This is a genomic window from Streptomyces sp. AC512_CC834 (assembly GCF_019049325.1).
Classification (GTDB): domain Bacteria; phylum Actinomycetota; class Actinomycetes; order Streptomycetales; family Streptomycetaceae; genus Streptomyces.
Genome location: NZ_JAGMUO010000065.1, coordinates 735460 through 761832, shown reverse-complemented (window position 1 = coordinate 761832; position 26373 = coordinate 735460). Strand labels below are relative to the sequence as shown.

Below are 26373 nucleotides of genomic sequence, written 5' to 3'. Positions count from 1 at the left end.
TACCGTCCAGGAACCGATCACACGGCACCGTGGCCGCCCGCAGTCGGCGACCACTCGCAAGCCACCGGCCGCCACGGGCCACGGGCGCCACGAGCACGAGCACGGCCACGCCGCGTCCACCGGGCACGGGCCGCCAGGACCATCGACCACCGAGGTCAACCGAGGGCAGGGATGATGACGGAGCTGAGTCACGACTCCACACTGCGCGAACTCCCCACAGACAAGGGTGTGCTGCGCTACCACGAGGCCGGAGACGGCCCGCCCCTGCTGCTGTTGCACGGTTCGGGTCCGGGCGTCACCGGCTGGCGCAACTACCGCGACAACCTGGGCACCTTCGCCGAGCACTTCCGCTGCCTCGTCCTGGAGTTCCCCGGGTTCGGGGTCAGCGACCCCGCCGGCGGCCACCCCATGGCGACCGCGGCCTCGGCGGTGACCCGGTTCCTGGACGGCCTCGGCCTCTCACAGGTCGACGTCGTCGGCAACTCCATGGGCGGCATCATCGGCACCCGCTTCGCGCTCCGCCACCCCGACCGGGTGCGCCGCCTCGTGACGATCGGCGGCATCGGCCGCAACGTGTTCAGCCCGGGACCCGGCGAAGGCATCAAGCTGCTCACCGAGTTCACCGACGCCCCCTCCCGCGAGGGCCTGGTGCGCTGGCTGAACTCCATGGTGTACGACCCGGCGCTGGTCACCGAGGAGCTCATCGAGGAGCGGTGGGCGCAGGCCACCGACCCGGCGACCCTCGCCAGTGCCCGCCTGATGTACGGCAGCGAGGCCTTCGCCGCCGGGGCCGCCGCCGCGGCCGCCTCCGACGAGGCCCCCTACTGGGCGCTGCTGCACCGGCTGAAGGCGAAGACGCTGCTCACCTGGGGCCGCGACGACCGCGTCAGCCCCGTCGACATGTCCATCCTGCCGATGCGCACCATCCCGGACGCCGAACTGCACGTCTTCCCCGACTGCGGGCACTGGGTGATGATCGAGCAGAAGGCCGCCTGGGAGAGCACGGTCCTCGCCTTCCTGACCCGCGAGGACGCGACCGCTGAGAACACGACCCGCAAGGACGCGGCGTGAGCGCCCCCGCCCGGCAGGGCTGGGACGAGGAGTTCGACTTCGTCGTCGTCGGCAGCGGCGGAGGCGGCATGGCCGCCGCGCTCACCGCCGCCGACAGCGGTCTGAGCACCGTCGTGGTCGAGAAGGGGACGATGTACGGCGGCACGACCGGCATCTCCGGCGGCGGCATCTGGATCCCCAACAACCCCACCCTGCGCGCCAAGGGCCACGACGACAGCCGTGAGTCGATCCGCGCCTACCTGGACCGGCTCACCGAGGGACGCGTGCCCGAAGCCCGGCTCGACGCCTTCGTCGACCAGGGTCCCACCACCATGGAACTGCTCGGCAAGAGCCGCTGGATGCGCTTCTCCTGGGTCAAGGGATACGCCGACTACCACCCCGAGTACGAGGGCGGACGCCCGCTCGGCCGGTCCGTCGAGGCACTGCCCTTCGACACCCGCAAACTCGGCGAGGACGAGAAGCACCAGCGGCCCAACAGCCTCAAGGGCCCCCTCGGCCTGTGGGTCACCTCGAAGGACTACCACGACCTCGCCATGGTCAAGCGGACCTGGCGCGGACGCTGGGCGTCGGTCGTCGCCGCCTGGCGGGTCTCCTCCAACATGGTCCGCCGCCGCCACATGGCCACCGGCGGGCGTGCCCTGGTCGCCCGCATGCGCATGGCGCTCAAGGACGCCGGCGTACCGGTGTGGCTGCGCAGCCCGATGACCGAACTCGTCGTCGACGACGCGGGCAAGGTCACCGGCGTCGTCGTCACCCGCGAGGGCCGCACCGTACGCGTCGGCGCCCGGCACGGCGTCCTGCTCGCCACCGGCGGGTTCGACCACAGCCCTCAGATGCGCGAGAAGTACCTCCCCGAAGGCGGCCGGGACAACCACAGCGCCGGAGCCGTCGAGAACGTCGGCGACGGCATCGTCGCGGGACAGGCCCTCGGCGCCGCCCTCGACTTCATGGACGACGCCTGGTGGATGCCGTCCGTGCACCACCCCGCCGGCGCGACCATCCCCCTGGTCTCCGAGCGCTGCATCCCGCCGTCGGTGATCGTCTCCGGCGACGGACGGCGCTTCACCAACGAGTCGTCGCCGTACGTCAACTTCGTCCACGACCAGCTCGCCGGCGGCCACGTCCCCGCCTGGTTCGTGATGGACGCCAAGGCCCGTGCCCGCTACCCCTTCGCCCAGGTCCTGCCCGGGGCGCCGTTCCACAAGGCGTTCTACAAGAAGGGCATCGTGCACCGCGCGGACAGCATCGAGGAGCTCGCGGAGCAGATCGGCGTCCCCGGCGACACGCTGGCCGAGACCGTGGCGCGGTTCAACGGCTTCGCGCGCACCGGCAAGGACACCGACTTCGGCCGCGGCGACAGCGCCTACGATCGCTACTACGGCGACCCCACCCTCAAGAACCCCAACCTCGACGAGATCGTCAAGGCCCCCTACTACGCCGTCCGCATCGAGGTCGGCGACCTCGGCACCAAGGGCGGCCTGGTCTGCGACGAGCACAGCCGGGTCCTGCGCGAGGACGGCACGGCCATCGCCGGGCTGTACGCCACGGGCAACACCTCGGCGGCCGTGATGGGCAACGAGTACGCGGGTCCGGGCGCCACCATCGGCCCGGCGATGGTGTTCGGCCACATCGCCGCCCGGCACGCGGCCGCCGCCCGCACCGGGTCCGTCACCGCCGGGGGCGCGCCATGAGTCCGGGGCCGCTGACCGTACGCGTCGTCAAGGTGATCAGGGAGACGGCCGACGCGCACTCCCTGGTCCTGGAGCCCGCCGAGGAGGACCGGGCGGCGTTCGCCTACCGGCCGGGCCAGTTCCTCACCCTGCGGGTGCCCTCCGAGCGGGACGGCGGCGCCGCGCGCTGCTACTCGCTGTGCAGCTCGCCGGTCCGCGACGAGCCGCTGAGGGTCACCGTCAAGCGCACGGCGGGCGGCTACGCCTCCCACTGGATCTGCGACCACGTCACCGAGGGCGACACCCTCCAGGTGCTGCGGCCCGCGGGCACCTTCACCCCCGACTCGCTCGACGGCGACTTCCTGCTCCTCGCGGCCGGCAGCGGTGTCACCCCGGTCATGTCGATCCTCACGTCGGCCCTGCACGCCGGGACCGGCAGGGTCACCCTCGTCTACGCCAACCGCGACGAGCAGTCCGTCATCTTCCGCGACGAACTGGCCGCGCTGGCACGGGAGTACGGCGAGCGGCTCACCGTCCTGCACTGGCTGGAGTCCCTCCAGGGCCGGCCCACCGCGGCCGGTCTGCGCGCCCTCGCCGGACCGTACGCCGACCGCCCCGCCTTCGTGTGCGGGCCCGGCCCCTTCATGGACCTCGCCACCGGCGCCCTCGCCGACCTGGGGGTGCCGTCCGGCCGGATCACCGTCGAGCGGTTCACCTCCCTGACCGGCGACCCCTTCGCGGAGCCGGCCGACGACGCCCCGGAGGCGGACACCGAGGGGCCCGTCAGCACGGCCGAGGTGGAACTGGACGGCGTCAGCCGCACCGTCGACTGGCCGCGCGGCAAGCCCCTGCTCGACGTGCTCCTCGCGGCCGGGCTCGACGCGCCCTACTCGTGCCGGGAGGGCGCGTGCAGCGCCTGCGCCTGCGTCCTCGTGGAGGGCGAGGTCGTCATGGAGCGCAACGAGGTCCTCGACGCCCAGGACCTGGCCGACGGACTCGTCCTCGCCTGCCAGGCGCGCCCGGTCAGCGACCGGCTGAAGGTCACCTACGACGGCTGACCGTCCGCCCTCTCTCCTTTCCCTCTTCTTCTCTCCTCCCTCGATTCGGATGAGGTTCGAAACAGTGACCAAGGCGACCGCCGCGATCGTCGGATCCGGCAACATCGGCACCGACCTGATGTACAAGCTGCTGCGCTCCGAGACCATCGAGCCGCGCTGGATGATCGGCATCGACGAGCAGAGCCCCGGCCTCAAGCGGGCCGCCGAGCACGGCCTGCTGGCCGGCGCCGACGGCGTGGACGTCCTGCTGGCCGGCGCCGAGCGCCCGGACCTGGTCTTCGAGGCCACCTCCGCCCACGTGCACAAGGCCAACGCGCCCAAGTACGCCGAACTCGGCATCCAGGCCATCGACCTGACCCCCGCCGCCATCGGCCCCGCCGTCGTGCCCGCCGTCAACCTCGGCGACCACCTCGACGCGCCGAACGTCTCCCTCATCACCTGCGGCGGACAGGCCACCATCCCGATCGTGCACGCCGTCTCCCGCGTCACCGACGTGCCCTACGCGGAGATCGTCGCCAGCGTCGCCTCGCCGTCCGCCGGGCCCGGCACCCGCGCCAACATCGACGAGTTCACCCTCACCACCAGCCGGGGCATCGAGACCATCGGCGGCGCCGCCAGGGGCAAGGCCATCATCATCCTCAACCCGGCCGAACCGCCGATGCTCATGCAGGACACCGTCTTCTGCGCGATCCCCGCCGACGCCGACCACGCCGCCGTCAGCGCCTCCATCCACGAGACCGTCGCCAAGGTCGCCTCCTACGTGCCCGGCTACCGGCTGCGCACCGAGCCGCAGTTCGACGAGCCGACCGCGGTGAGCGGGGGACTCGCGCGCGTGGCGGTGTTCATCGAGGTGGAGGGCGCGGGCGACTTCCTGCCCCCGTACTCCGGGAACCTCGACATCATGACCGCCGCCGCCACCAAGGTCGGCGAGGGCTTCGCCCAGCGGATCACCGCCCGCCGCGCCGGCGCCTGAGACCCGCTCACCGAGGAGTACACGAGCCATGCCCTACAGCACCGACCTGGACATCCGCGTCACCGACTCGTCCCTCAGGGACGGCTCGCACGCCAAGCAGCACCAGTTCACCGTCGACCACGTCACCTCCATCGTGGCCGCCCTCGACGACGCCGGCGTGCCCGTCATCGAGGTCACGCACGGCGACGGCCTCGGCGGGTCCTCGTTCAACTACGGCTTCAGCCACACCCCCGAGCAGGAACTCATCAAGGCCGCCGTGAAGACCGCGCGGCGCGCGAAGATCGCCTTCCTGATGCTGCCAGGACTCGGCCTCCAGGACGACATCCGCGAGGCCGCCGACAACGGCGCCTCGATCTGCCGGATCGCCACCCACTGCACCGAGGCCGACATCGCCGTCCAGCACTTCGGGCTCGCCCGCGACCTGGGTCTGGAGACCGTCGGGTTCCTGATGATGTCGCACAGCAGTCCGCCGGAGGAACTGGCCCGGCAGGCCCGCGTCATGGCCGACGCCGGCTGCCAGTGCGTGTACGTCGTCGACTCCGCCGGCGCCCTCGTCATGGAGGACACCAGCGACCGCGTCGCCGCCCTGGTCGCCGAACTCGGCGACGACGCGCAGGTCGGCTTCCACGGCCACGAGAACCTCGGCCTCGGCGTCGCCAACTCGGTCCTCGCCGTGCGCGCCGGAGCCACCCAGATCGACGGCTCCACCCGCCGCTTCGGCGCGGGCGCCGGAAACACCCCCGTCGAGGGGTTCGCCGCCGTCGCCGAACGCCTGGGCATCCGTACCGGCATCGACGTGCTGAAGATCGTCGACGCTGCCGAGGACGTCGTGCGGCCCGTCATGGACGGCGAGTGCCTGCTCGACCGCATGTCGCTGACCATGGGCTACGCCGGCGTCTACTCCAGCTTCCTGAAACACGCCGCCCGCCAGGCCGGCAAGTACGGGGTGTCCGGCGCCGAGATCCTCCTTGAGGCCGGGCGGCGCAAGCTCGTCGGCGGCCAGGAGGACCAGCTCATCGAGATCGCGGTCGGCCTCGCCGAGAAGGACCGCACCACCGCACCGACCTCCCCCGGGAAGTGAGAACCGCCATGACCAATCCCGTACTCGAGGCCGTCGAGGCGCGCGCCGACGAACTCAGCGCCCTCGGCCCCGCCAACGAAGCGCTCGGCCGGCTCGACGACCAGGCCGCCAAGATCCTGCGGGACGTCGGCGCGATCCGCATGCTCCAGCCCAAGAAGCACGGCGGCCTGGAGCTGCACCCGCGCGAGTTCGCCGAGACCGTCATGCGGATCGCCGCCTGCGACGGCGCCACCGGCTGGGTCGCAGGCGTCGTCGGCGTGCACCCCTGGGAGATGGCGATGGCCGACCCCCGGGTCCAGGAGGAGATCTGGGGCGAGGACCAGGACACCTGGATCGCCTCCCCGTACGCGCCGATGGGCGTGCTGCGGCCGGTGGACGACGGCTACGTCTTCAACGGACGCTGGCAGTTCTCCTCCGGCACCGACCACTGCGAGTGGATCTTCCTCGGTGGTTTCCTCGCCGACGCCGACGGCAAACGCCTGAGCCCCCCGCGGTCCGTGCACGTCATCCTGCCGCGCGCCGACTACGAGATCGTCGAGGACTCCTGGGACGTCGTCGGCCTGCGCGGCACCGGCAGCAAGGACGTCGTCGTCAAGGACGCCTTCGTCCCCGCCTACCGGGTCATCGAGTACAACAAGGTGGTGGACGGGTCCCTGGCCGCCGAGGCGGGCCTGACGAACCCCGCCTACCGGCTGCCGTTCTCCGCCGCCTTCCCGCTCGGCATCACCGCGGCCGTCATCGGCATCTGCGAGGGCGCCCTCGCCCACCACCTCGCCTACCAGCGCGGCCGTGTGCAGATCACCGGGCAGGCCGTGCGCGACGACCCGTACGTCCTGTACGCCGTCGGCGACGCGGCGGCCGAGATCGCCGCCTCCCGCGCCGCGCTCCTTGAGAACGTCTCCCAGATGTACGACATGGTCGCCGCCGGGCAGGAGGTCTCCTTCGAGCGCCGCGCCGTCGGCCGGCGCACGCAGGCCGCCGCCGCCTGGCGCGCGGTCCGCGCGGTTGACGAGATCGTGGCCCGCTCCGGCGGCAACGCCATGCGGCTCGACAACCCGATCCAGCGCTTCTGGCGCGACGCGCACATGGGCCTCGCGCACGCCATCCACGTGCCCGGGTCCGTGTTCCACGCCTCCGCGCTGACCGAGATCGGCGTGGAGCCGCCGAACGGCCCGATGCGCTCGATGATCTGACCACCAGAGAGGACCAGACATGACCCAGATCCGAGGACTCGGCTACCTCCGGGTCCAGACCCGTGACATCGACCGCTGGCGCGAACTCGCCGTGGACGCACTCGGGTTCGCCGAGAGCACCGGACCGGACCCCGACGGCCTGTACCTGCGGATGGACGAGCGCCGCGCCCGGCTCGTCGTCCTGCCCGGCGACAGCGACCGGGTGCTGTCGGTCGGCTGGGAGGTGCGGGACCAGTTCGCGCTGGCCGCGGTCGGACGCGCCGTCGAGGCGTCCGGCACGGCCGTGAAGATGCTCAGCCAGGAGGAGGCCGACGACCGGGGGGTGGAGGCGGGCGTCACCTTCGAGGACCCGGCGGGCGTGCCCGTCGAGGTGTTCTTCGCGCCGATCCTCGACCACAGCCCCGTACTGACCGGCTTCGGACAGCGGTTCGTCACCGACGGCCAGGGGATGGGGCACGTCGTGCTGCCCACCACCGCCATGGACGACACGGTCGCCTTCTACACCGAGGTGCTCGGCTTCCTGCCGCGCGGCGCGATCCGGCTCAGTGGCCAGTCCTCCGACGCCCCGCCCCGCCGGGTGCGCTTCATGGGCGTCAACGAACGCCACCACAGCCTCGCCGTCGCCCCCGCCCCGCACAACTCGGATCCCGGGATGGTGCACCTGATGGTCGAGGTGGACACCCTGGACTCCGTCGGCCGCGCCCTCGACAACGTGAACAAGGGAGGCTTCTCGATCTCCTCCACGCTGGGCCGGCACACCAACGACAAGATGGTGTCCTTCTACGTGCGCGCCCCCGGCGGCTGGGACATCGAGTACGGCTGTGAGGGCCTGCGCGTGGACGAGTCGCACTACACCGCCGAGGAGATCACCGCCGACAGCTACTGGGGCCACGACTGGTCCGGATCCGAGCCGCTGGCCGCGTTCACCCCGCCCGGCGCGACCGCGTGAGCACCGCGCGGCCGGTGACACCCGTCCGCGCCGAGACCGTCACCCGCTGGGCGGCCGGGACCGACGTACTGATCGTCGGCTTCGGCTGCGCGGGCGCCGCCGCCGCGTTCGAGGCCGCGTCGGCCGGCGCCGACGTCCTGGTCCTGGAACGGGCGGGCGGCCCCGGCGGATCGTCCGCCCTGTCGGGCGGCGAGCTGTACCTGGGCGGCGGGACCGAGGTGCAGAAGGCGTGCGGCTTCGAGGACAGCGCGGACGACATGTTCGGCTACCTCCGGGCCGCGCTCGGTCCGCACGCCGACGACGAGAAACTGCGCCTGTACTGCGAGGAGAGCGTCGCCCACTTCCAGTGGTTCGTGGACCGGGGACTGGTCTTCGAGCCGACGCTGTGGGACGCGCCGACGTGGATGCCGACCACCCGGGACGGCCTGATGTGGCTGGGGGAGAACGCCTGGCCGTACAACGGGATCGCCCGGCCCGCGCCGCGCGGCCACCGCTGCGCCACCGAGGCGTTCGGCGGCTGGCTGGTGATGGAGAAGCTGGTCGCCGCCGCCGGGGCCGCGGGCGCGGTGACGCACGCCGACACCCTCGCCACGGCCCTGATCGTGGACGACACGGGCCGTGTCGTCGGCGTCACCGCCCGCAGGCACGGCGAGGACCTGGCCTACCGGGCGCGCAAGGGGGTGGTGCTCACCACCGGCGGCTTCGCCGACAACGAGGAGATGCTCGCCGACCACGCCCCGCAGCTCCTCGCCCACGGCCGGGTCAGCGACGGTCTCGACGACGGCAGCGGCATCCGGATGGCCGCCGCGCTCGGCGCCGCGACCCGGCGGATGGGCGTGATCGAGCTGGCCCTGACCGCGCTGCCCGCCCTGGCCGTCCGCGGCATGCTGGTCAACGCCCACGGGCAGCGCTTCGTCAACGAGGACGTCTACCCGGGCCTGTTCAGCACGGCCGCCGTGCTGACCCAGCCCGCGCCCTACTGGGTGATCGTCGACGAGGAGGGCTACGAGTCGGTGCCGGAGCGCGAACGCTGGGGCGTCGTGCCCCGGTTCGTGTCCGAGACCCTGGGTGAGCTGGAGGGCGAGCTGGGCATGCCGCCGGGCGCCCTGGAGTCGACCGTCGGCACCTACAACACGCCCGCGGCGCGCGGGCAGGATCCGTACTTCCACAAGGACGCCCGCTGGCTGCGCCCGCTGAAGGGGCCGTTCGCGGCCGTCGACCCGAGGGCCGGCTTCCACCAGGGCGGACGGCCGAGCGCGGGGGCGGGGACGGGCGCCGCCGGGTTCACCCTCGGCGGGCTGCGCACCACCGTGGACGGCGCCGTGCTCGACGTGTCCGGCGCGGTCCTGCCCGGCCTGTTCGCCGCGGGCCGGGCGGCCTCCGGCATCCACGGCGAGGGATACGTCAGCGGCACGTCCCTCGGCGACGGCACGTACTTCGGCCGCCGGGCCGGCGTCGCGGCGGCGGGGCCCGTCTCCTGAAGGGTCCGCCTCCTGAACGCGGTGCGGCCGGGTACGCGCGGGGTGCGCGTACCCGGCCTCACCGTTGTGTCCGCCGAGCCCGGGGGATGTGTTCCCGGCGGACGGCTGCGGGGTCAGGCGCGGTGCTCCGGTGCCCGGTCGGCGACGGTGGCGGTGGCGGTGGCGGCGGGACCTTCGTCCGCGTCGTCCACGACCTCGATCGTCCCGCGCACCGCCGCCTCGCGAATCGTGTCGCGCAGCGACCGGCAGCCCTCGAAGGCCTCGCCGGTCCCGCCCGCCGCGTCCCGCTCCGCGCAGGCCGCCGTGGCCCGCGCGTTCCACTGCACGCTCGTCTGCTGCCAACTGCTCTTGCGCACCAGCACCTCGGCCGCGCACCGCTCGCAGGCCAGCGGCCGCATCGGGACCCCGTCGGCGCGCCGGGTGTCGAGCCGGTTGTCGATCCGGTGGTCGGTGCGCATCAGGCCGACCGGCTCTCGGCGGCGGCGGCCTTGCGGGCGAGGTTCGCGTCGACCTCCCGCTGCCAGGCCTCGACGGGCCGGGTGGTGTCCAGCTCGAACTCGAAGCGGTCGGTCATCTCCGGCGTCACGTCGGCGACATCGACGTAGAACTGCTCGTACCAGCGGCGGAGCTGGTAGACCGGGCCGTCCTCCTCGCACAGCAGCGGGTTGTCGATGCGGGTCTTGTTCTTCCAGATCTCGATGTCCTGCTCGAAGCCGAGCTTGATGAACTCGCCCATACCCGTGGCGAGTTGGGTGGCCTCCTCGCCCGACAGGGAGGCCGAGTGCTTGACGATGATGCCGTACTGGAGCACGAAGCGGTTCGCGTCGATCGGGTAGTGGCAGTTGATCAGGACGGACTTCGTGTCCTCGCCGTTCTCGTAGAGGTAGGTGAGGTCGTCGATCATGAAGGACGGGCCGTGGTACGACGCCACCGAGTCGTTGCCGATGGTCTCGGACTTGCCGGTCCTGGGACGGGCGTCGGGACGGCCGGTGCCGCGCATGTGCTGGGTGGCGACGTGCCCCTCGAAGACGTTCTTGAAGAACGTCGGGAAGGAGTAGTGGACGTAGAAGAAGTGGGCCATGTCCACGACGTTGTCGACGACTTCACGGCAGTTGGTGTCGACCACCGTCTCGTACCAGTGCCAGTCGGTCCACTCGTCGCTCGTGGCGCCCTCGATGCGGGGGATGGTCACGTCCGGGGGCGGGGGGTTGCCCTCCGGGTCGTTCCAGACGAACAGCATGCCGTCCTGGTCCAGGGTCGGCCAGGCCGCCGTACGGGCCCGCAGCGGGACCCGCTTGGAGTACGGGATCTGCTTGCAGCGGCCGTCGCCGCCCCACCGCCAGTCGTGGAAGGGGCAGGCCACCTGGTCGCCCTTGACCGTGCCCTGGGAGAGGTCGCCGCCCATGTGCCGGCAGTACGCGTCCAGCACGTTGAGCGTGCCGTCGCCCGCCTGGAACACCACGAGCTTCTGGCCGAAGGCCGTCACCGAGTGCGGCTTGCCGTCCTTGTACTTCTCGGCGAGGCCCAGGCAGTGCCAGCCGCGTGCGAACCGGGTCGGTGCCGCGGCCGCCTCGATGGCCCTGACGTCGTCGTGTGCTGACTCCACTGCACTCACGTTGCTCTCATCCCCTCAGGACGCGTGGTCTCCACGGTCCGGACGGTAGGCGCGGACACCCGGGGGCACAGCGGCGAGTCCCACTGACCGGTACCGGTCGTCCGGGGCCCCGGGAGGGGCGGATCCCGGTCGGTGGGACCGGCCCCCCGCCGTCGCGTGCGGCGGGCGTACAGTCCGGCGCTCCGTCGGTCGCACACGCAGCAACGAGGAGTCGTGATGAACCGCTTCGAGGACACGAAGGTCCTGCTCACCGGGGCGGGCTCCGGCATCGGGCGGGCCACCGCGCTGCGCCTGGCGGCCGAGGGCGCAGCGGTCTTCGCCGTCGACCTCTCCGGCGAGGGCCTGGCGAAGACGGCCGCCGAGGCCTCCGGCCCCGGGCGGATCGCGACCCGGGTCGCCGACGTCGCCGACGAGGACGCGGTCGTGGCGGCAGTGCGGGCGGCGGCGGACGAACTCGGCGGCATCGACGTCCTCGTGAACGTGGCCGGGATCCACCGCACCACGCCGATCGACCGGCTGACCGTCGCCGACCTGCACCAGCTCTTCACGGTCAACGCCGTCGGCACCGCACTGTTCTGCCGGGAGGCGCTGCCGCTGCTGCCGGACCGTACCGGCGTCGTCGTCAACGTCGCCTCGTCGGCCGCGTCGCACGGCAACCCGTACATGACCGCCTACGCCGCCTCCAAGGGCGCCGTCCTCGGCTTCTCGCTGTCCCTGGCCGCCGAGGTCGCCCACCGCGGCATCCGCGTCGTGCCCGTCTCACCCGGCTCGGTCGCCACCCCGCTGGTCGGGCCGCACGTGCTGCCGCCGGAGCTGGACGTCTCGTACTACGGGCGGATCCGCGCCCCCTTCGGCACCGCCGAGCCCGAGCAGATCGCGGGGGTGATCGCCTTCGCGGCGTCACGCGACGCGGGGTACTTCACCGGGGCCGAGATGCGGGTGGACGGGGGTTCGCACATCTGACGGTGACCAGAACCCGTGCCGACGGCGGTCTGCCACTGAACGGGACTGGACCTTGCAAATTTCCAGAACGAATTCTAGTTTCTTGGCAGTAGTCAGCCAGTCAGCCAGTCAGCCAGTCCCGGGCCCCACGCCCCCTCACCCCATACGGAGAGCCATGACCGAGGCCGTCATCGTCGAAGCCGCGCGGACACCGGTCGGCCGGCGCCGCGGTGTCCTGTCCGGGCTCCACCCGGCGGAGCTGCTCGGGCTCGCCCAGAAGGGCCTCGTGGAGCGGGCCGGAATCTCCCCCGACACCGTGGAACAGGTCATTGGGGGCTGCGTCACCCAGGCCGGTGAGCAGTCCAACAACGTCACCCGCAACGCCTGGCTGCACACCGGGCTCCCGCACGCCACCGCCTGCACCACCATCGACTGCGCCTGCGGATCGTCCCAGCAGGCCGTGCACCTGGTCGCCGGACTGATCGCCTCCGGCGCGATCGAGACCGGCATCGGCTGCGGCATCGAGTCGATGAGCCGGGTCTTCCTCGGCAAGGCGCTCGCCCCCGACACCGGCGTCCCGGTGCCGGAGAGCTGGTCCCTGGACATGCCCGACCAGTTCACCGCCGCCGAGCGCATCGCACGGCACCGCGGCATCACCCGCGCCGACGCCGACGCCCTCGGCCTCGCCTCCCAGCGCAAGGCCGCCCAGGCGTGGGCGGAGGGCCGCTTCGACACGCAGATCATCGGCATCGACGCCCCCGTCGTCGGACCCGAGGGCCCCACCGGCGAGAGCGCCCGCGTCACCCGCGACCAGGGACTGCGCGACACCACCCCCGAAGCACTGGCCGCCCTCAAGCCGGTCATGCCCGACGGTATCCACACCGCCGGCAACTCCTCCCAGATCAGCGACGGCGCCGCTGCCGTCCTGCTGATGAGCCGGGAGCGCGCCGCCCGCGAGGGGCTGCGCCCGCGCGCCCGGATCGTGGCCTCCACCATGGTCGGCTCCGACCCCTACTACCACCTGGACGGACCCGTCGTCGCCACCGAACGCGTACTGCGGCGGGCCGGCATGACCCTCGACGACATCGACCTCGTCGAGATCAACGAGGCCTTCGCCTCCGTCGTCCTGTCCTGGGCCCAGGTCCACAAGGCCGACATGGACAAGGTCAACGTCAACGGCGGCGCCATCGCCCTCGGCCACGCCGTCGGTTCCACCGGGTCCCGGCTCATCACCCAGGCCCTGCACGAACTGGAGCGCACCGGCAAGTCCACCGCGCTGATCACCATGTGCGCCGGTGGGGCGCACTCGACCGCCACCGTCATCGAACGCATCTGAGGCACCGTCATGACCATCGGGCTCACCCAGGAGCACCGCGACCTGCGCGACGCCGTACGCGCCTTCGCGAACCGGCACATCACCGAGGACGTCCTGCGCGCGGCCGCCGACGCCGACAAGGAGACGCTGCCCGACTGCTTCGGCGGTCTCGCCGAGCAGGGCCTGCTCGGGCTGCACCTGCCGGAGGAGGCGGGCGGCGCCGGGTACGGCCTCGTCGAACTCGCCGTCGTCACCGAGGAGCTGGGGCGGGTCATGGCGCCGGGCCCCTTCCTGCCGACGACGCTCGCCTCCGCCGTACTGCACGCGGCCGGACACCGGACGTACCTGGCCGCCCTGTCGGCCGGGACCTCCGTCGGCGCGGTCGGCCTCGCCCCCGGCACGCTCACGCTGACCCGTGCCGCCGACGGCACGGCCACGCTCAGCGGCACCTCCGAACTCGTCGTCGGCGGGCACCTGGCCGACGTGTTCGTGCTGCCCGCCGCCGACGGGGGCCGCACCACCTGGCTCGTGCTGCCCCGCGCCGCCGTGGACACCACCGACGTGCGCAGCCACGACCTGACCCGCCGCTCGTCGCGGGTGACCGCACGCTCGGTGCCCGTACCGGCCGCCGACCTCCTCGAACTCGATCCCGAGCGCCCCCGGGACCTCGCCGCGACCCTGTTCGCCGCCGAGGCCTCCGGCATCGCCGACCGCTGTGTGACGACCGCAGGCGACTACGCCCGGGTCCGGGAGCAGTTCGGGCGCCCCGTCGGGCAGTTCCAGGGGGTCAAGCACCGCTGCGCCCGCATGCTCGCGCAGGCCGAGCAGGCTCGTGCCTGCGCCTGGGACGCGGCCCGCGCGGGCGAACCCGACGGCGCCGGTCCCGGCGAGGCCGCGCTGGCCGCCGCCGTCGCCGGTGCGGTCGCCGTCGAGGCAGCGTTCGGCACCGCCAAGGACTGCATCCAGGTGCTCGGCGGCATCGGCTTCACCTGGGAACACGACGCGCACCTCGCGCTGCGCCGCGCCCAGACCCTGCGCCTGATCCTCGGCCCCACCGCCGCCTGGCAGCGCCGTGTCGCCCACCTCGCCCTCGACGGCACCCGTCGCAAACTCGGCGTCGAACTGCCGCCCGAGGCCGAGGCCGTACGCGAGGACATCCGCGCCGAACTGCGGACCGCCGCCGCCCTGGACGACGCCGAGCGCCGCACCCACCTCGCCGACCACGGCTACACCGCCCCGCACCTGCCCGCCCCCTGGGGCAAGGGTGCCGACCCGGTGACCCAGCTCGTCATCGCAGAGGAGCTTCAGGCCGCCGATCTCACCCCCGTCGACATGGTCATCGGCGGCTGGGTGGTGCCCACGATCATCGCGCACGGCGACGACGCCCAGCGCGAGCGGTTCCTCACCCCGAGTCTGCGCGGTGACATCGTCTGGTGCCAGCTCTTCAGCGAACCGGGCGCGGGCTCCGACCTCGCCGCCCTCACCACCCGCGCCGAGAAGGTGGACGGCGGCTGGCGGATCACCGGCCAGAAGGTGTGGACGTCCATGGCCCGCGACGCCCACTGGGGTGTGTTGCTCGCCCGCACCGACACCGACGTGCCCAAGCACAAGGGCATCTCGTACTTCCTCCTGGACATGACCAGCCCCGGTCTGGACGTCCGGCCGCTGCGGCAGATCACCGGGGACGCCGAGTTCAACGAGGTCTTCCTCGACGACGTGTTCGTCCCCGACGACCTGCTAGTCGGCGCGCCCGGCGCCGGCTGGAAGCTCGCCCGCACCACCCTCGCCAACGAACGCGTCGCCCTCTCCAGCGACTCGGTCGGCTCCGGCGCCGAGACCCTGCTGGAGATGGCCGCGGCCTCGGACGGCCCGGACGACGAACGCCTCACCACCCTCGGCGGCCACGTCTGCGACGCCCAGTCCGGCGCCCTCCTCGGCCTGCGCACCACCCTGCGCACGGTCTCCGGACAGCAGCCCGGCGCGGAGGCGTCCATCGCCAAACTCCTCGGCGTCGAACACCAGCAGCGGGTCTGGGAGGCCTGCGCCGACTGGGAGGGCACCGCCGCGCTCACCGGCGAGGGCCCGCACCAGGACACCATGTGGATGTTCCTCAACTCCCGCTGCATGTCCATCGCGGGCGGCACCACCGAGGTGCAACTGAACATCATCGGTGAGCGCATCCTCGGCCTGCCCCGCGACCCCGAGCCCACCCCCCGGAAAGGCTGATCATGCCCATCGACCGCGACAAGGCGCTGAACGCGGACCCCGGCGTCCGCGAGATCGGCTGGACCACGCGTGACGTCCTCCTGTACCACCTGAGCCTGGGCGCCGGTGCCGCCGCGGCCACCGACCCGGAGCTGCACCTGACCTACGAGAAGGGCCTCACGGTGCTGCCCACCTTCGCCCTGGTGGCAGGCACCGGCATCTCCGCGGGTGAGGCGCCGGCGTCGGGCGTCGAGATGCCCGGCATCGACGTCGACCTGCGCGCCGTACTCCACGCCGGCCAGGGCCTCACGGTGCACCGGCCGCTGCCCGCCTCGGGCACCGCGACCCTGCGCTCCCGCGTCGCCGAGGTGTGGGACAAGGGCAAGGCCGCGCTCGTCGTGCTCGAGTCCGCGGCCACCGACCCCGACGGCGAGCCCCTGTGGACGACGACCACCAACATCTGGGCGCGCGGCGAGGGCGGCTTCGGCGGAGAACCCGGCCCCGAGGAGCGGTGGTCGGCACCCGACCGGGCCGCCGACGCCGTGCTCACCACCGCCACCACGCCCCAACAGGCCCTGTGGTACCGGCTCAACGGCGACCTCAACCCACTCCACGCCGACCCGGCCTTCGCCCGCTCGGCCGGCTTCGAACAGCCGATCCTGCACGGCCTCGCCTCCTACGGCCTGCTCGCCAAGGCCCTGGTGGACGGTGTGCTCGACGGCGACGTCACCCGTCTCACCGGTCTCACCGTGCGCTTCGCGGGACCACTCGTCCCCGGCGAGTCGATCACGACGTCCGTGTGGCGCGACGGAACACCCGCGGACGAGGGCACCGAGCGGCTCCTGCTGCACGCGGCCTGCCCCGACCGCGACGGCGCGCCCGTCCTCACCCACGCGACGGCGACGGTGCGCTCATGACCGAGTGCGCCGCCACGACCGAAGAGCCCACGGACGGGGCCACCGGCCCCCGCCTCGTGGCCAAGCCCCGCCAGGACGGCGTGGACGCCGCGGTCGCCGCCGCCCGCCGCCTGGTCACCGCACTGCTGCGCAGCGGCGACGGGACCGGAGTCGACATGGCCGCGGTCGCCAAGGAGATCGAGGCCGTCACCGACCGGCTCACCGAGAAGGCACCCACCGTCCCGGAACGCCTCGTCGACATGTGGCGCGGTGAGGGCGTCACCCGCCACGACCCCGTCACCGGACCGGAGAACGCCGTCGCACCGCCGCTCACCCTGCACGGCAGGGACGACCGCTCCGTCGAGGGCGTCGTCACGCTCGACCTGCCCTACCAGGGACCCCCCGGCCACGTGCACGGAGGCATCTCGGCGCTGCTCCTCGACCACACCCTGGGCGTGGCCAACCACTGGGCGGGCACCTCCGGGATGACCGCGGAGCTGACCCTGCGCTACCTGCGGCCCACCCCGCTGTTCGAGCCGCTGACCGTCACCGGACGGCAGATCTCGGTGGACGACCCGCGGATCCGCACGGTCGGCGAGATCTCGGCCGGCGGCCGCACCTGCGTCACCGCGGAGGGCCTGTTCATCAACAAGCAGCTTCCACGGCCGACCTGAGAGGGGAGAGGGCCATGAACGAACACGTGGTACGCAACCTCGACGGCAAGGTCGCCGTCATCAGCGGCGCCGGTCAGGGAGTGGGCCAGGGCATCGCCCTCGCGCTGGCTTCCGAGGGCGCCCGAGTCGCCGTACTCGGGCGCACCGCGGCCAAGCTGGAGGCGACCTGCGAGCTGCTGCGCGCCAGGGGAGCGGAGGCCGAGCCGTTCGTTCTCGACGTGCGGGACACGGAGCGCATCCCCGGTGCGGTCGAGGCCGTCGCCGAACGCTTCGGCGGCATCGACATCCTGGTCAACAACGCCTACACCGGGTCCTACGGACCTCTCCTGTCGCTGACCGACGCCCAGTTCCGCAAGGGCTTCGAGAGCGGGCCGTTCGCGGCGTTCGCCTTCATGAACGCCGCCCATCCGTACCTGAAACGGAACGGCGGAGTGATCGTCAACCTGGTCACCTCGGCCATGGTCCGCTGGGACCTGGGCACCTACGGGGCCTACGCGGCGGCCAAGACCGCGCTGCGCACCCTGACCAGGGCCGCCGCCAACGAGTGGGGCCGCGACGGGATCCGCGTCAACGCCATCGCCCCGCACGCCGTGTCACCCGCCTACGCCAAGTGGCAGGACGCCCATCCGCAGGAGGCCGCCGAGTTCTGCGCCTCCATCCCGCTGGGCTACGTCGGCGACTGCGAGCAGGACATCGGGCGGGCCGTGGTGATGCTGTGCGGCCCGGACGCCCGCTACCTGACGGGCGCCACGGTGCCGCTGGACGGCGGCCAGGCCAACTTCGACTGACCGCCGTCGCCCAGGGCGGTGCGCCACCCGCGGCACCCCCGCACGCCGCACGACCACCGACATCTCGCCCTACCCACAGTTCGCCGTACCCACATCGGGAAGCCCGTCCTTCGGGTGAAAGGGACCGACGTTGCCACACCAGACGATTGCCGACCAGTTGCTCGCCCGCGCCGGCGACGAGCACCCCGGCCTGCTGACCCGCGAACGGTCCTGGACCTGGGGCGAGGTGGTCGACGAGAGCGCCGCCCGCGCCGCCTGGGCCGGTGAGCTGCGCGCCGAGGGGCCGTTCCACATCGGCGTACTCCTGGACAACGTGCCCGAGTACGTGTTCTGGCTCGGCGCCGCCGCCCTCGCCGGCGCGGCCGTGGTCGGCATCAACCCGACCCGGCGCGGCGCCGAACTCGAACGCGAGGTCCGGCACACCGAATGCCAGTTGATCATCACCGACCGGGCCGGCCTCGACCTCCTCGACGGCCTGGACGTCGGCGTGAAGCGGGACCGCTTCCTCGTCGTCGACGACCCGGAGTACGCGACCGCCCTCGCCACCCGTGCCGGGCGAGGGCCCGCCCAAGCCGCCCCGGACGTCACCGCCGTCACGACCATGCTGCTCCTGCTGACCTCCGGCACGACCGGCACGTCCAAGGCGGCGATCTGCTCGCAAGGCAGACTCGCCGCGCTCGGCGCCGCCAACAGCGCCAAGTACGACATCACCCGCGCCGACACCTGCTACTGCCCGATGCCGCTGTTCCACGGCAACGCGCTGATGGCGCTGTGGGCGCCGGCCCTCAGCGCGGGCGCCACCATCGCCCTCACCCGCAAGTTCTCCGCGTCCGGTTTCCTGCCCGACGTCCGCCACTTCGGCGCCACCTACTTCACCTACGTCGGCAAGGCCATCGGCTACATCCTGGCGCGCCCCGAGGCACCGGACGACACCGACAACCGGCTGACCCACGCCTTCGGCACCGAGGCCTCGCCGGAGGACGCGGACCGCTTCCTGAGCCGGTTCGGCTGCCGCCTCGTCGAGGGATACGGGTCCAGCGAGGGCGCCGGGATGCTCAAACGGGTGGCCGACGGGCCGATGGGCGCCCTCGGCAGGCCCGCCCGGGACGGCGTACGCATCGTGCAGCCCAAGACCCGCGAGACCTGCCCGCCCGCCCTGCTCGACGTCCACGGCCGGGTGCGCAACCCGGAGGAGGCCATCGGCGAGATCGTCGACACCGAGGGCGCCGCCCGCTTCGAGGGCTACTGGAAGAACGAGGCCGCAGGCGCCGAACGCGTCCGGCACGGCTGGTACTGGACCGGCGACCTCGGCTACGTGGACGAGGCGGGCTACTTCTACTTCGCGGGCCGCTCGGGGGACTGGATCCGCGTCGACGGCGAGAACATCTCCGCGCTGCTCACCGAACGCGTCCTGCGCAGACACCCCGGCGTCGTCGACGCCGGCGTCTTCGGCGTGCCCGACCCCCGCTCCGGCGACCAGGTCATGGCCGCCCTCGAGATCCCCGACGGCACGCGCTTCGCGGACCTGGACCTGCCCGGGTTCCTGGCCCGCCAGGAGGACCTGGGAACCAAGGGCGCACCCCGCTTCGTCCGCGTCTCGCACGCACTGCCCACCACCGGATCCAACAAGCTGCGCAAGAAGGAGATGCAGCTCGACGGCTGGCGCACCGACGACCCCGTGTACCGCTGGACGGGTCGCGGCGGACCCGAGTACAGGCCGATGACCGACGACGACAAGGCCGCGCTGCGCGGCGAGTTCCTCGCCAACGGACGCGCACGCTTCCTGCCCTGAGCGGCCACGACGGCCATGACGGTTACGACGGCGACGACGGCGACCACCAAGGAGAACGACACATGCACCTGCGTGAGAGCGCCGCGCACCGCGAGCTGCGGCGGGAACTGCGGGCCTACTTCGCGGGCCTGATGCCCGAGGACGAACGCCGCCGCGTCGGCGAGGAGGGCGTCGGCGGCGACCGCTTCCGCGAGGTCGTCAAACGGCTCGGCTCGGACGGCTGGCTGGGCATCGGCTGGCCCACCGAGTACGGCGGCCAGGGCCGGCCGGTCGAGGACCAGTACGTGTTCTTCGACGAGGTCCAGCGGGCCGGCCTGCCCTTCCCGTTCGTCACCGTCAACACGGTCGGCCCGACCCTGATGGCTCAGGGGTCCGAGGAGCACCGGAAGCGGTTCCTGCCCGGCATCCTCTCCGGCGACATCGTGTTCGCGATCGGCTACACCGAGCCCGGGGCCGGCACCGACCTGGCCGCGCTCAGCACCCGGGCCGTGCGGGACGGCGACTCGTTCGTCGTGGACGGCAGCAAGATCTTCACCAGCGGCGCCAACACCGCCGACTACGTGTGGCTCGCCGCCCGCACCGACCCGGACGCCCCCAAGCACAAGGGCATCTCCATCCTCATCGTGCCCACCACCGACGAGGGCTTCAGTTGGAGCCCCATCCGCACGGTGGGCGGCATGGTCGTCACCGCCACCTACTACAGCGGCGTACGGGTCCCGGCCGACGACGTGGTGGGCGAGGTGGACGGCGGCTGGCGGCTGATCACCGCCCAGCTCAACCACGAGCGCATCGGCCTCGCCGCCCTCGGCGGCCGCATGATCCAGCTCTGGGAACGCGTCCTCGACTGGGCGAAGGAGAACGGCACGGCCGAGATCCCCTGGGTGCGCCAGGAGTTCGCCCGCACCCACGCCAGGCTGGAGGCGATGCGGCTGATGAACTGGAAGATGACCGCCGCCGTCGCCGCCGACACCCTGACCGGCGCCGACGCGGGCGCCGCCAAGGCGTACGGTACCGAGACCCACATCGCCGTCCAGCGCTCACTGACGCAGATCCTCGGCGCCGCGGGGCGCATCCGGCCCGAGTCGCCGGGCGCCGCACTCGCCGGACAGATCGAACAGCTCTCCCGGCAGGGCGTCGTGAACACCTTCGGCGGCGGCGTCAACGAGATCCTGCGCGACATGGTCGCCACCCAGGGTCTCGGCCTGCCGCGCAAGGGGCGTGGCGCGTGACCGGGCGGGACGACGGCACCCGGCCGGAGACCGGGGACGCCAAGTACGAGGAGCGGCTGCAGACCTTCGCCGGGCGCGAACTGCGCGCCTCCACACCGGCCCAGGACCCGGTCAACCAGCCGATGATCCGGCACTGGACGGAGGCGATGGGCGACACCAACCCCGTCTACACCGACGCCGAGGCCGCCCGTGCGACCGGACGTGGGGGAGTGGTGGCACCGGCGTCGATGATCCAGGCCTGGACGATGCGCGGCTATGCCGCCACCGTCTCCCCGCAGGCCGCGCGGGACGGCTTCGACGAGTTGGTCGACCTCCTCGACGAGGGTGGCTACACCTCCGTGGTGGCCACCGACTCGGAGTTCACCTTCCTGCGGGAACTGGAGCCCGGTGACCATGTCGCCGTCCGCGAGAGCGTGGAGTCGATCTCGCCGGAGAAGCGGACCGGTCTTGGCACGGGCAGGTTCGTCACCACCCTCAAGACGTACACCGACCAGCACGGCGAGACCGTCGCCACCCAGCGCTGGCGCACGCTGAGGTTCCGCCCGGCCGACGATCCGAAACCAGAACCGGCCCTGCGTCCGCGCCCCGCGGTCAACCGGGACAACGCCTTCTTCTTCGACGGTGCGAAGCAGCACCGGCTGCTCATCCAGTGCTGCGCCGCCTGCTCCGTCCTGCGCCATCCCCCTGGCCCTTGCTGCCCGGAGTGCAACTCGCTCGAGTGGGACACCGTCGAGGCCTCCGGCCGCGGTCACGTCTACAGCTACGTCGTCAACCACCACCCCCGGCACCCGGCCTTCGACTTCCCGCTGGTCGTCGCGGTCGTCGAACTCGCCGAAGGCACCCGCCTCATCACCGACCTGACCGGTGTCGCGCCCGAGGACGTCGCGATCGACATGCCCGTCGTCCTCGACTGGCTCGACGCCGACCCCGATCTGACCCTGCCGGTGTTCCGGCCCGCCCCGACGGAGGCGCCCTGATGGATTTCTCCCTGGGAGAAGAGCTCGAAGCGGTCCGTGACCTGGCGCGGGAGATCTTCACCGACCGCGCCACGCCCGAGCGGCTGCGCGAGGTGGAGACCTCGCCCGACCGGACCGACACCCGCCTGTGGGCCGACCTGGCCTCGGCCGGACTGCTCGGCGCCGTACTGCCGGAACAGGACGGCGGCGCGGGCCTCGGCATGGCGGGACTCTGCGTCCTCCTGGAGGAGCAGGGCCGCAGGGTGGCGCCGGTCCCGCTGTGGCCGGCCCTGGTCGGCGGCCTCGCCGTCGCCGCGCACGGCACCGCGCGACAGCGGGCGGAGCTGCTGCCGTCCCTCGCGGGCGGCGAGGGACGGCCGACCGTCGCCCTGGAGGAGTTCGGCCCCGCCGACCCGCTCACGCCCCGGACGACGGCGGTGGCGGTCGGCACGGCACAGGGCGGCGTGCAGGACGCCCCGAGCTGGCGGCTGACCGGCACCAAGGCCGTCGTACCGTCGCCGGACGGTGCCCGGCACGTCCTGGTCGCCGCGACCACGGACGCGGGCCCCGGTCTGTTCCTGGTCGCCGCGGACGCGCCCGGAACGACCTGGGAGTCCGCCGAGACCACCACGCACGACATGAGCGGTCACCTCACCCTCGACGGGACACCGGCCGAACCCGTCGGCACACCCGGTGACGGCACCGTCGCCGAAGTGGTCCGCCACTCCTTCGTCGCCCTCGCCGCCGTCCAGGTGGGCGTGGCCGACGGCGCGCTGCGGTACGCCGCCGACCACCTGCGCGAACGCCTGCAGTTCGACCGCCCGCTGGCCACCTTCCAGGCCGTGCAGCACCAACTCGCCGACTGCTACATCGACATCGACGCGATGCGGGTCACGGCGTGGCAGGCGGTGGACGCGCTGGCCGAGCCGTTCGACGCGGCGGACGCCGACCGGGCCGCCCTGGTCGCCAAGTGGTGGGCCACCGAGGCCGGTCTGAACACCGTCCACCGGATCCAGCACGTGCACGGAGGCATCGGCGTCGACATCGACTACCCGGTGCACCGCCACTTCCTGTGGGGCAAGCAGATCTCCACCACCCTGGGCGGCGCGGGCGCCGACCTGGAGCGCCTCGGCGCCCTGCTGACCGGCGGGGCGGTGGCCTCATGATCCGGCCGCCGGACAGCCCCGCCGTCCCCGCCACCCGCGCCTACGGCGAGGTGGCCGTCGGCGACGTGCTCCCCGACCTGGCGATCCCGGTGACGCGCACCCTGATCGTCGCCACGGCGCTGGCGAGCCGCGACTACCAGGACGTGCACCACGACCCCGAACTCGCCCGCGAGCGCGGCTCCAAGGACGTCTTCATGAACATCCTGACCAGCAACGGCCTGGTCGACCGCTACGTCACCGGCTGGGCCGGACCCGCCGCCGTCGTCAAGGCCATCCGCATCCGGCTCGGCGCCCCCAACCACCCCGGCGACACCATGGTGCTCACCGGCACGGTCACCGCGAAGTCCGACGCGGACCACGGCGTCGACATCGCCGTCAAGGGCACCAACAGCCTCGGCGCCCACGTCACCGGCACCGTGAGCGTGCGACTGCCCGGGGAGGCGACGTCATGACCGCCGGCTCGCTCTCGCAGGCCGCCGCCGTGGTCGGCATCGGCGCCACCGAGTTCTCCAAGAACTCCGGACGCAGCGAACTCCAGCTCGCCTGCGAGGCCGTGCTCGCCGCCCTCGCCGACGCCGGGCTGAAGCCCACGGACGTGGACGGCCTGGTCACCTTCACCGCCGAGACCAACTCCGAGATCCACGTCGCCCGCAACACCGGCATGGGCGACCTGACCTTCTTCTCCCGCATCGGCTACGGCGGCGGCGCCGGCGGCGGCACGGTCCAGCAGGCGGCCATGGCCGTCGCCACCGGCGTCGCCGAAGTCGTCGTCTGCTACCGGGCGTTCAACGAGCGCTCCGGCGAGCGCTACGGACTCGGCCAGGCCGCCCGACCCATGGACACCACCGCCGACCGGGCCGCCTACGCCTGGATGACCCCGTTCGGGCTGAGCACCCCCGCCCAGTGGGTGGCCATGTTCGCCCAGCGCTACCTCCACGAGTACGGCGCCACCACCGACGACTTCGGCCGGGTCGCCGTCGTCGACCGCAAGCACGCCGCGAACAACCCGGCCGCCTGGTTCCACGGCCGCCCCATCACCCTTCAGGACCACCGCGACTCCCGCTGGATCGCCGAGCCGCTGCGGCTGCTCGACTGCTGCCAGGAGACCGACGGCGGGCAGGCATTCGTCGTCGTCTCCGCCGAACGCGCCCGCGACCTGCCCCACCCGCCCGCGCTGATCCGCGCCGCCGCCCAGGGACTCGGCGCCGACCAGCACATGATGACCAGCTACTACCGGCCCACCATCACCGGCATCCCCGAGATGGGCCTGGTCGGGCGGCAGTTGTACCGGCAGAGCGGACTCGGCCCCGACGACGTCGACGCGGCGATCCTGTACGACCACTTCACCCCGCTGGTCCTGCCCCAGCTCGAGGAACTGGGCTTCTGCAAGCCGGGCGAGGCGAAGGACTTCATCGCCGACGGCCACCTGGAAGTCGGCGGACGCCTGCCCCTCAACACCCACGGCGGGCAGCTCGGCGAGGCCTATCTGCACGGCATGAACGGCATCGCCGAGGGCGTCCGGCTGGTCCGCGGCACCTCCGTCAACCAGCCGGACGGTGTCGGCAACGTCCTGGTGACCGCCGGCACCGGAGTCCCCACCAGCGGCCTGATCCTGGGAGCCGACGACCGATGACCACCACCGAGACCGCATCCACCACCTCCCCGTGGCAGGGCCACGACCTCGGCACGCGCACCGTCTCCTACACCGAGCGCGACGCGATCCTGTACGCCCTCGCGGTCGGCGCCGGAGCCGACCGGCTGGACCTCGTCTACGAGGAACGCCTGCGGGTACTGCCCACCTTCGCGCTGACCCTCGCCCAGTGGGCGCCCGACGCGCTCGGCACACTCGGCGCCTTCGACGTCACCACGGCCGTCCACGGCAGCCAACGCCTGCTGGTGAAGCGGCCGTTGGAGCGCGCTGGAGAGCTGGTGACGTCCGCCCGGGTCGCCCACGTGTGGGACAAGGGCTCCGCCGCCGTCTTCGAGGTGGAGGTGGACTGCGACCGCTTCACGGCGACCTGGTCGATCTTCGCCCCCGGCGCCGGGGGATTCGGCGGCGAGCGCGGACCGTCCGCCCCGCGCCGCCCGGACCGGCCCGCCGAACACCGGCTGACCGTGCCCACGCACTCCCGGCAGGCTGCGCTCTACCGGCTGCTCGGCGACCGGCACGCCATGCACATCGACCCCGAGGCCGCGAAGGCGGCGGGCATGCCCCGGCCGTTCCTGCACGGACTGTGCACCCTGGCCGCCGCCCTGCTCCCGCTGGCGGACGCCCTCGGCACGCACCCCGCCGACCTGGTGGAACTGGAGGCCCGGTTCGCCGCCCCCGTCTTCCCCGGCGACCTGCTCGCCCTGCGCGGCTGGACCGGCGACGACACCGGTGTCCGCTTCGAGGCGTCCGCCGACGAGGACCGTACGGTGCTCTCGGGCGGCCGCGCCCGCTTCGCCCCCGACCGGGACCAGGCCGAACCGAACCGTGAGGAGACCCCCGATGCTTGACCCCGCGCGGCGCGCCGAGGCCGCCGAACTGCTCCGCACCGCACAGCGCGACCGGGTTCCGGTCGACCCGCTGACCGTCGGCTACCCGGAGATCGACGCCACCGACGCGTACGAGATCCAACTCCTCAACATCCGTGAGCAACTGAAGGCCGAGGGGGTCACCGTCCACGGGCACAAGGTCGGCCTCTCCTCCGAGGTCATGCAGCAGATGATGGGCGTGGACGAGCCCGACTACGGCCACCTGCTCTCGGACATGGTGCTGACCGAGGGGACACCCGTCGACACCGGCCGCTACTGCCACCCCCGGATCGAGGTCGAGATCGGGTACGTACTGGGCCGGAGCCTGCCCGGTGAAGGGTGCACCACGGCCGACGTCCTCGCCGCCACCGAGTACGTCGTGCCGAGTATCGAACTCATCGACAGCCGGATCAGGGACTGGAAGATCGGCCTCGCCGACACCATCGCCGACAACGCCTCGTCCGCCGGCGTGCTCCTCGGTGCCGCCCGGGTGCGCCCGGCCGACCTGGACCCGGCCGACGTCGCCGCCGTGCTGTACCGGGGCGACGAGGAGATCGCCCGGGGCAACACCAGTGCGGTGCTCGGCGACCCGACCGAGGCGGTCGCCTGGCTGGCCCGCAAGGTGGCCTCCTACGGGGTGCGCCTGGAGGCCGGACACGTCGTGCTGCCGGGTTCGTGCACCCGGGCGGTGGACGTGCGGCCCGGGGACGAGTTCCGGGCCGAGTTCGAGGGGCTCGGCCCGGTCTCGGTCTCCTTCGTCTGAGCCCTCGGCCGGCCGCCCACTCAACGGGACAGCGCCGGG

Annotated in this window: 24 protein-coding genes; 22 read left to right on the top strand and 2 right to left on the bottom strand. The window is 72.7% G+C overall.

Annotated elements, in window-relative coordinates; all coding sequences use genetic code 11:
• Window positions 1–174 precede the first annotated feature (174 nt).
• The 8 genes from KUM40_RS25630 to KUM40_RS25595 all read left to right on the top strand — a co-directional run bounded on the left by KUM40_RS25630 (window position 175) and on the right by KUM40_RS25595 (window position 9476).
• Window positions 175–1071: an alpha/beta fold hydrolase gene (locus KUM40_RS25630; protein WP_254395544.1), complete on the top strand. Its 897-nt coding sequence runs from the start codon at window positions 175–177 to the stop codon at window positions 1069–1071.
• On the top strand, window positions 1068–2762 hold the full coding sequence (locus KUM40_RS25625; protein ID WP_217168494.1) for an FAD-binding protein: 1695 nt from the start codon (window positions 1068–1070) through the stop codon (window positions 2760–2762). The genes KUM40_RS25630 and KUM40_RS25625 overlap by 4 nt, the downstream gene beginning before the upstream one ends.
• Window positions 2759–3799 carry a ferredoxin--NADP reductase gene (locus KUM40_RS25620; protein WP_217168493.1) on the top strand — a complete coding sequence of 347 codons (1041 nt, stop codon included), beginning with the start codon at window positions 2759–2761 and terminating at the stop codon, window positions 3797–3799. Before KUM40_RS25625 ends, KUM40_RS25620 begins: the two co-directional genes overlap by 4 nt.
• Window positions 3800–3863: 64 nt before the next feature.
• Window positions 3864–4772 carry an acetaldehyde dehydrogenase (acetylating) gene (locus tag KUM40_RS25615; protein ID WP_217168492.1) on the top strand — a complete coding sequence of 303 codons (909 nt, stop codon included), beginning with the start codon at window positions 3864–3866 and terminating at the stop codon, window positions 4770–4772.
• Window positions 4773–4800: 28 nt separating this feature from the next.
• Window positions 4801–5853: a 4-hydroxy-2-oxovalerate aldolase gene (gene dmpG / locus KUM40_RS25610; RefSeq protein ID WP_217168491.1), complete on the top strand. Its 1053-nt coding sequence runs from the start codon at window positions 4801–4803 to the stop codon at window positions 5851–5853.
• 8 nt (window positions 5854–5861) lie between these two features.
• Entirely contained in the window at window positions 5862–7046 is a 1185-nt protein-coding gene (locus KUM40_RS25605) for an acyl-CoA dehydrogenase family protein (RefSeq protein WP_217168490.1), read from the top strand.
• 19 nt (window positions 7047–7065) lie between these two features.
• Window positions 7066–7995, top strand: a complete 930-nt coding sequence (locus tag KUM40_RS25600; RefSeq protein ID WP_217168489.1) for a VOC family protein — start codon at window positions 7066–7068, stop codon at window positions 7993–7995.
• Entirely contained in the window at window positions 7992–9476 is a 1485-nt protein-coding gene (locus KUM40_RS25595; protein WP_308401230.1) for an FAD-dependent oxidoreductase, read from the top strand. Before KUM40_RS25600 ends, KUM40_RS25595 begins: the two co-directional genes overlap by 4 nt.
• Window positions 9477–9589: 113 nt before the next feature.
• Here the strand turns inward: KUM40_RS25595 and KUM40_RS25590 are convergent, their stop codons facing one another.
• Entirely contained in the window at window positions 9590–9934 is a 345-nt protein-coding gene (locus KUM40_RS25590) for a hypothetical protein (RefSeq protein ID WP_217168488.1), read from the bottom strand.
• Window positions 9934–11091, bottom strand: a complete 1158-nt coding sequence (locus KUM40_RS25585) for a Rieske 2Fe-2S domain-containing protein (RefSeq protein WP_217168487.1) — start codon at window positions 11089–11091, stop codon at window positions 9934–9936. Before KUM40_RS25585 ends, KUM40_RS25590 begins: the two co-directional genes overlap by 1 nt.
• Window positions 11092–11307: 216 nt before the next feature.
• On the opposite strand from KUM40_RS25585, the gene KUM40_RS25580 reads away from it, so the two are divergent.
• The 14 genes from KUM40_RS25580 to KUM40_RS25515 all read left to right on the top strand — a co-directional run bounded on the left by KUM40_RS25580 (window position 11308) and on the right by KUM40_RS25515 (window position 26334).
• Entirely contained in the window at window positions 11308–12054 is a 747-nt protein-coding gene (locus tag KUM40_RS25580) for an SDR family NAD(P)-dependent oxidoreductase (protein ID WP_217168486.1), read from the top strand.
• 154 nt (window positions 12055–12208) lie between these two features.
• Window positions 12209–13369 carry a steroid 3-ketoacyl-CoA thiolase gene (locus KUM40_RS25575; RefSeq protein WP_217168485.1) on the top strand — a complete coding sequence of 387 codons (1161 nt, stop codon included), beginning with the start codon at window positions 12209–12211 and terminating at the stop codon, window positions 13367–13369.
• 9 nt (window positions 13370–13378) lie between these two features.
• A complete protein-coding gene (locus KUM40_RS25570) occupies window positions 13379–15574 on the top strand; it encodes an acyl-CoA dehydrogenase (protein ID WP_217168484.1) in 2196 nt (731 codons plus the stop codon).
• Window positions 15575–15576: 2 nt separating this feature from the next.
• Entirely contained in the window at window positions 15577–16470 is an 894-nt protein-coding gene (locus KUM40_RS25565) for a MaoC/PaaZ C-terminal domain-containing protein (RefSeq protein WP_217168483.1), read from the top strand.
• Window positions 16467–17123, top strand: coding sequence for a PaaI family thioesterase (locus KUM40_RS25560; RefSeq protein ID WP_217168482.1), 657 nt, complete (start codon window positions 16467–16469; stop codon window positions 17121–17123). Before KUM40_RS25565 ends, KUM40_RS25560 begins: the two co-directional genes overlap by 4 nt.
• Before the next feature lie 14 nt (window positions 17124–17137).
• Entirely contained in the window at window positions 17138–17911 is a 774-nt protein-coding gene (locus tag KUM40_RS25555; protein WP_217168481.1) for an SDR family NAD(P)-dependent oxidoreductase, read from the top strand.
• 130 nt (window positions 17912–18041) lie between these two features.
• On the top strand, window positions 18042–19703 hold the full coding sequence (locus KUM40_RS25550) for an AMP-binding protein (RefSeq protein ID WP_217168480.1): 1662 nt from the start codon (window positions 18042–18044) through the stop codon (window positions 19701–19703).
• Window positions 19704–19765: 62 nt separating this feature from the next.
• Window positions 19766–20932: an acyl-CoA dehydrogenase family protein gene (locus KUM40_RS25545; protein ID WP_217168479.1), complete on the top strand. Its 1167-nt coding sequence runs from the start codon at window positions 19766–19768 to the stop codon at window positions 20930–20932.
• On the top strand, window positions 20929–21909 hold the full coding sequence (locus KUM40_RS25540) for a bifunctional MaoC family dehydratase N-terminal/OB-fold nucleic acid binding domain-containing protein (RefSeq protein ID WP_217168478.1): 981 nt from the start codon (window positions 20929–20931) through the stop codon (window positions 21907–21909). Before KUM40_RS25545 ends, KUM40_RS25540 begins: the two co-directional genes overlap by 4 nt.
• Window positions 21909–23054 carry an acyl-CoA dehydrogenase family protein gene (locus KUM40_RS25535; protein WP_217168477.1) on the top strand — a complete coding sequence of 382 codons (1146 nt, stop codon included), beginning with the start codon at window positions 21909–21911 and terminating at the stop codon, window positions 23052–23054. Before KUM40_RS25540 ends, KUM40_RS25535 begins: the two co-directional genes overlap by 1 nt.
• On the top strand, window positions 23051–23506 hold the full coding sequence (locus tag KUM40_RS25530) for a MaoC family dehydratase (RefSeq protein WP_217168476.1): 456 nt from the start codon (window positions 23051–23053) through the stop codon (window positions 23504–23506). The genes KUM40_RS25535 and KUM40_RS25530 overlap by 4 nt, the downstream gene beginning before the upstream one ends.
• A complete protein-coding gene (locus KUM40_RS25525) occupies window positions 23503–24687 on the top strand; it encodes a lipid-transfer protein (RefSeq protein ID WP_217168475.1) in 1185 nt (394 codons plus the stop codon). Before KUM40_RS25530 ends, KUM40_RS25525 begins: the two co-directional genes overlap by 4 nt.
• Entirely contained in the window at window positions 24684–25553 is an 870-nt protein-coding gene (locus KUM40_RS25520) for a MaoC/PaaZ C-terminal domain-containing protein (RefSeq protein ID WP_217168474.1), read from the top strand. Before KUM40_RS25525 ends, KUM40_RS25520 begins: the two co-directional genes overlap by 4 nt.
• Window positions 25546–26334 (top strand): 2-keto-4-pentenoate hydratase, encoded by a 789-nt coding sequence (locus KUM40_RS25515; RefSeq protein ID WP_217168473.1) that lies wholly within the window; start codon window positions 25546–25548, stop codon window positions 26332–26334. The genes KUM40_RS25520 and KUM40_RS25515 overlap by 8 nt, the downstream gene beginning before the upstream one ends.
• The last annotated feature ends 39 nt before the right edge of the window (window positions 26335–26373 follow it).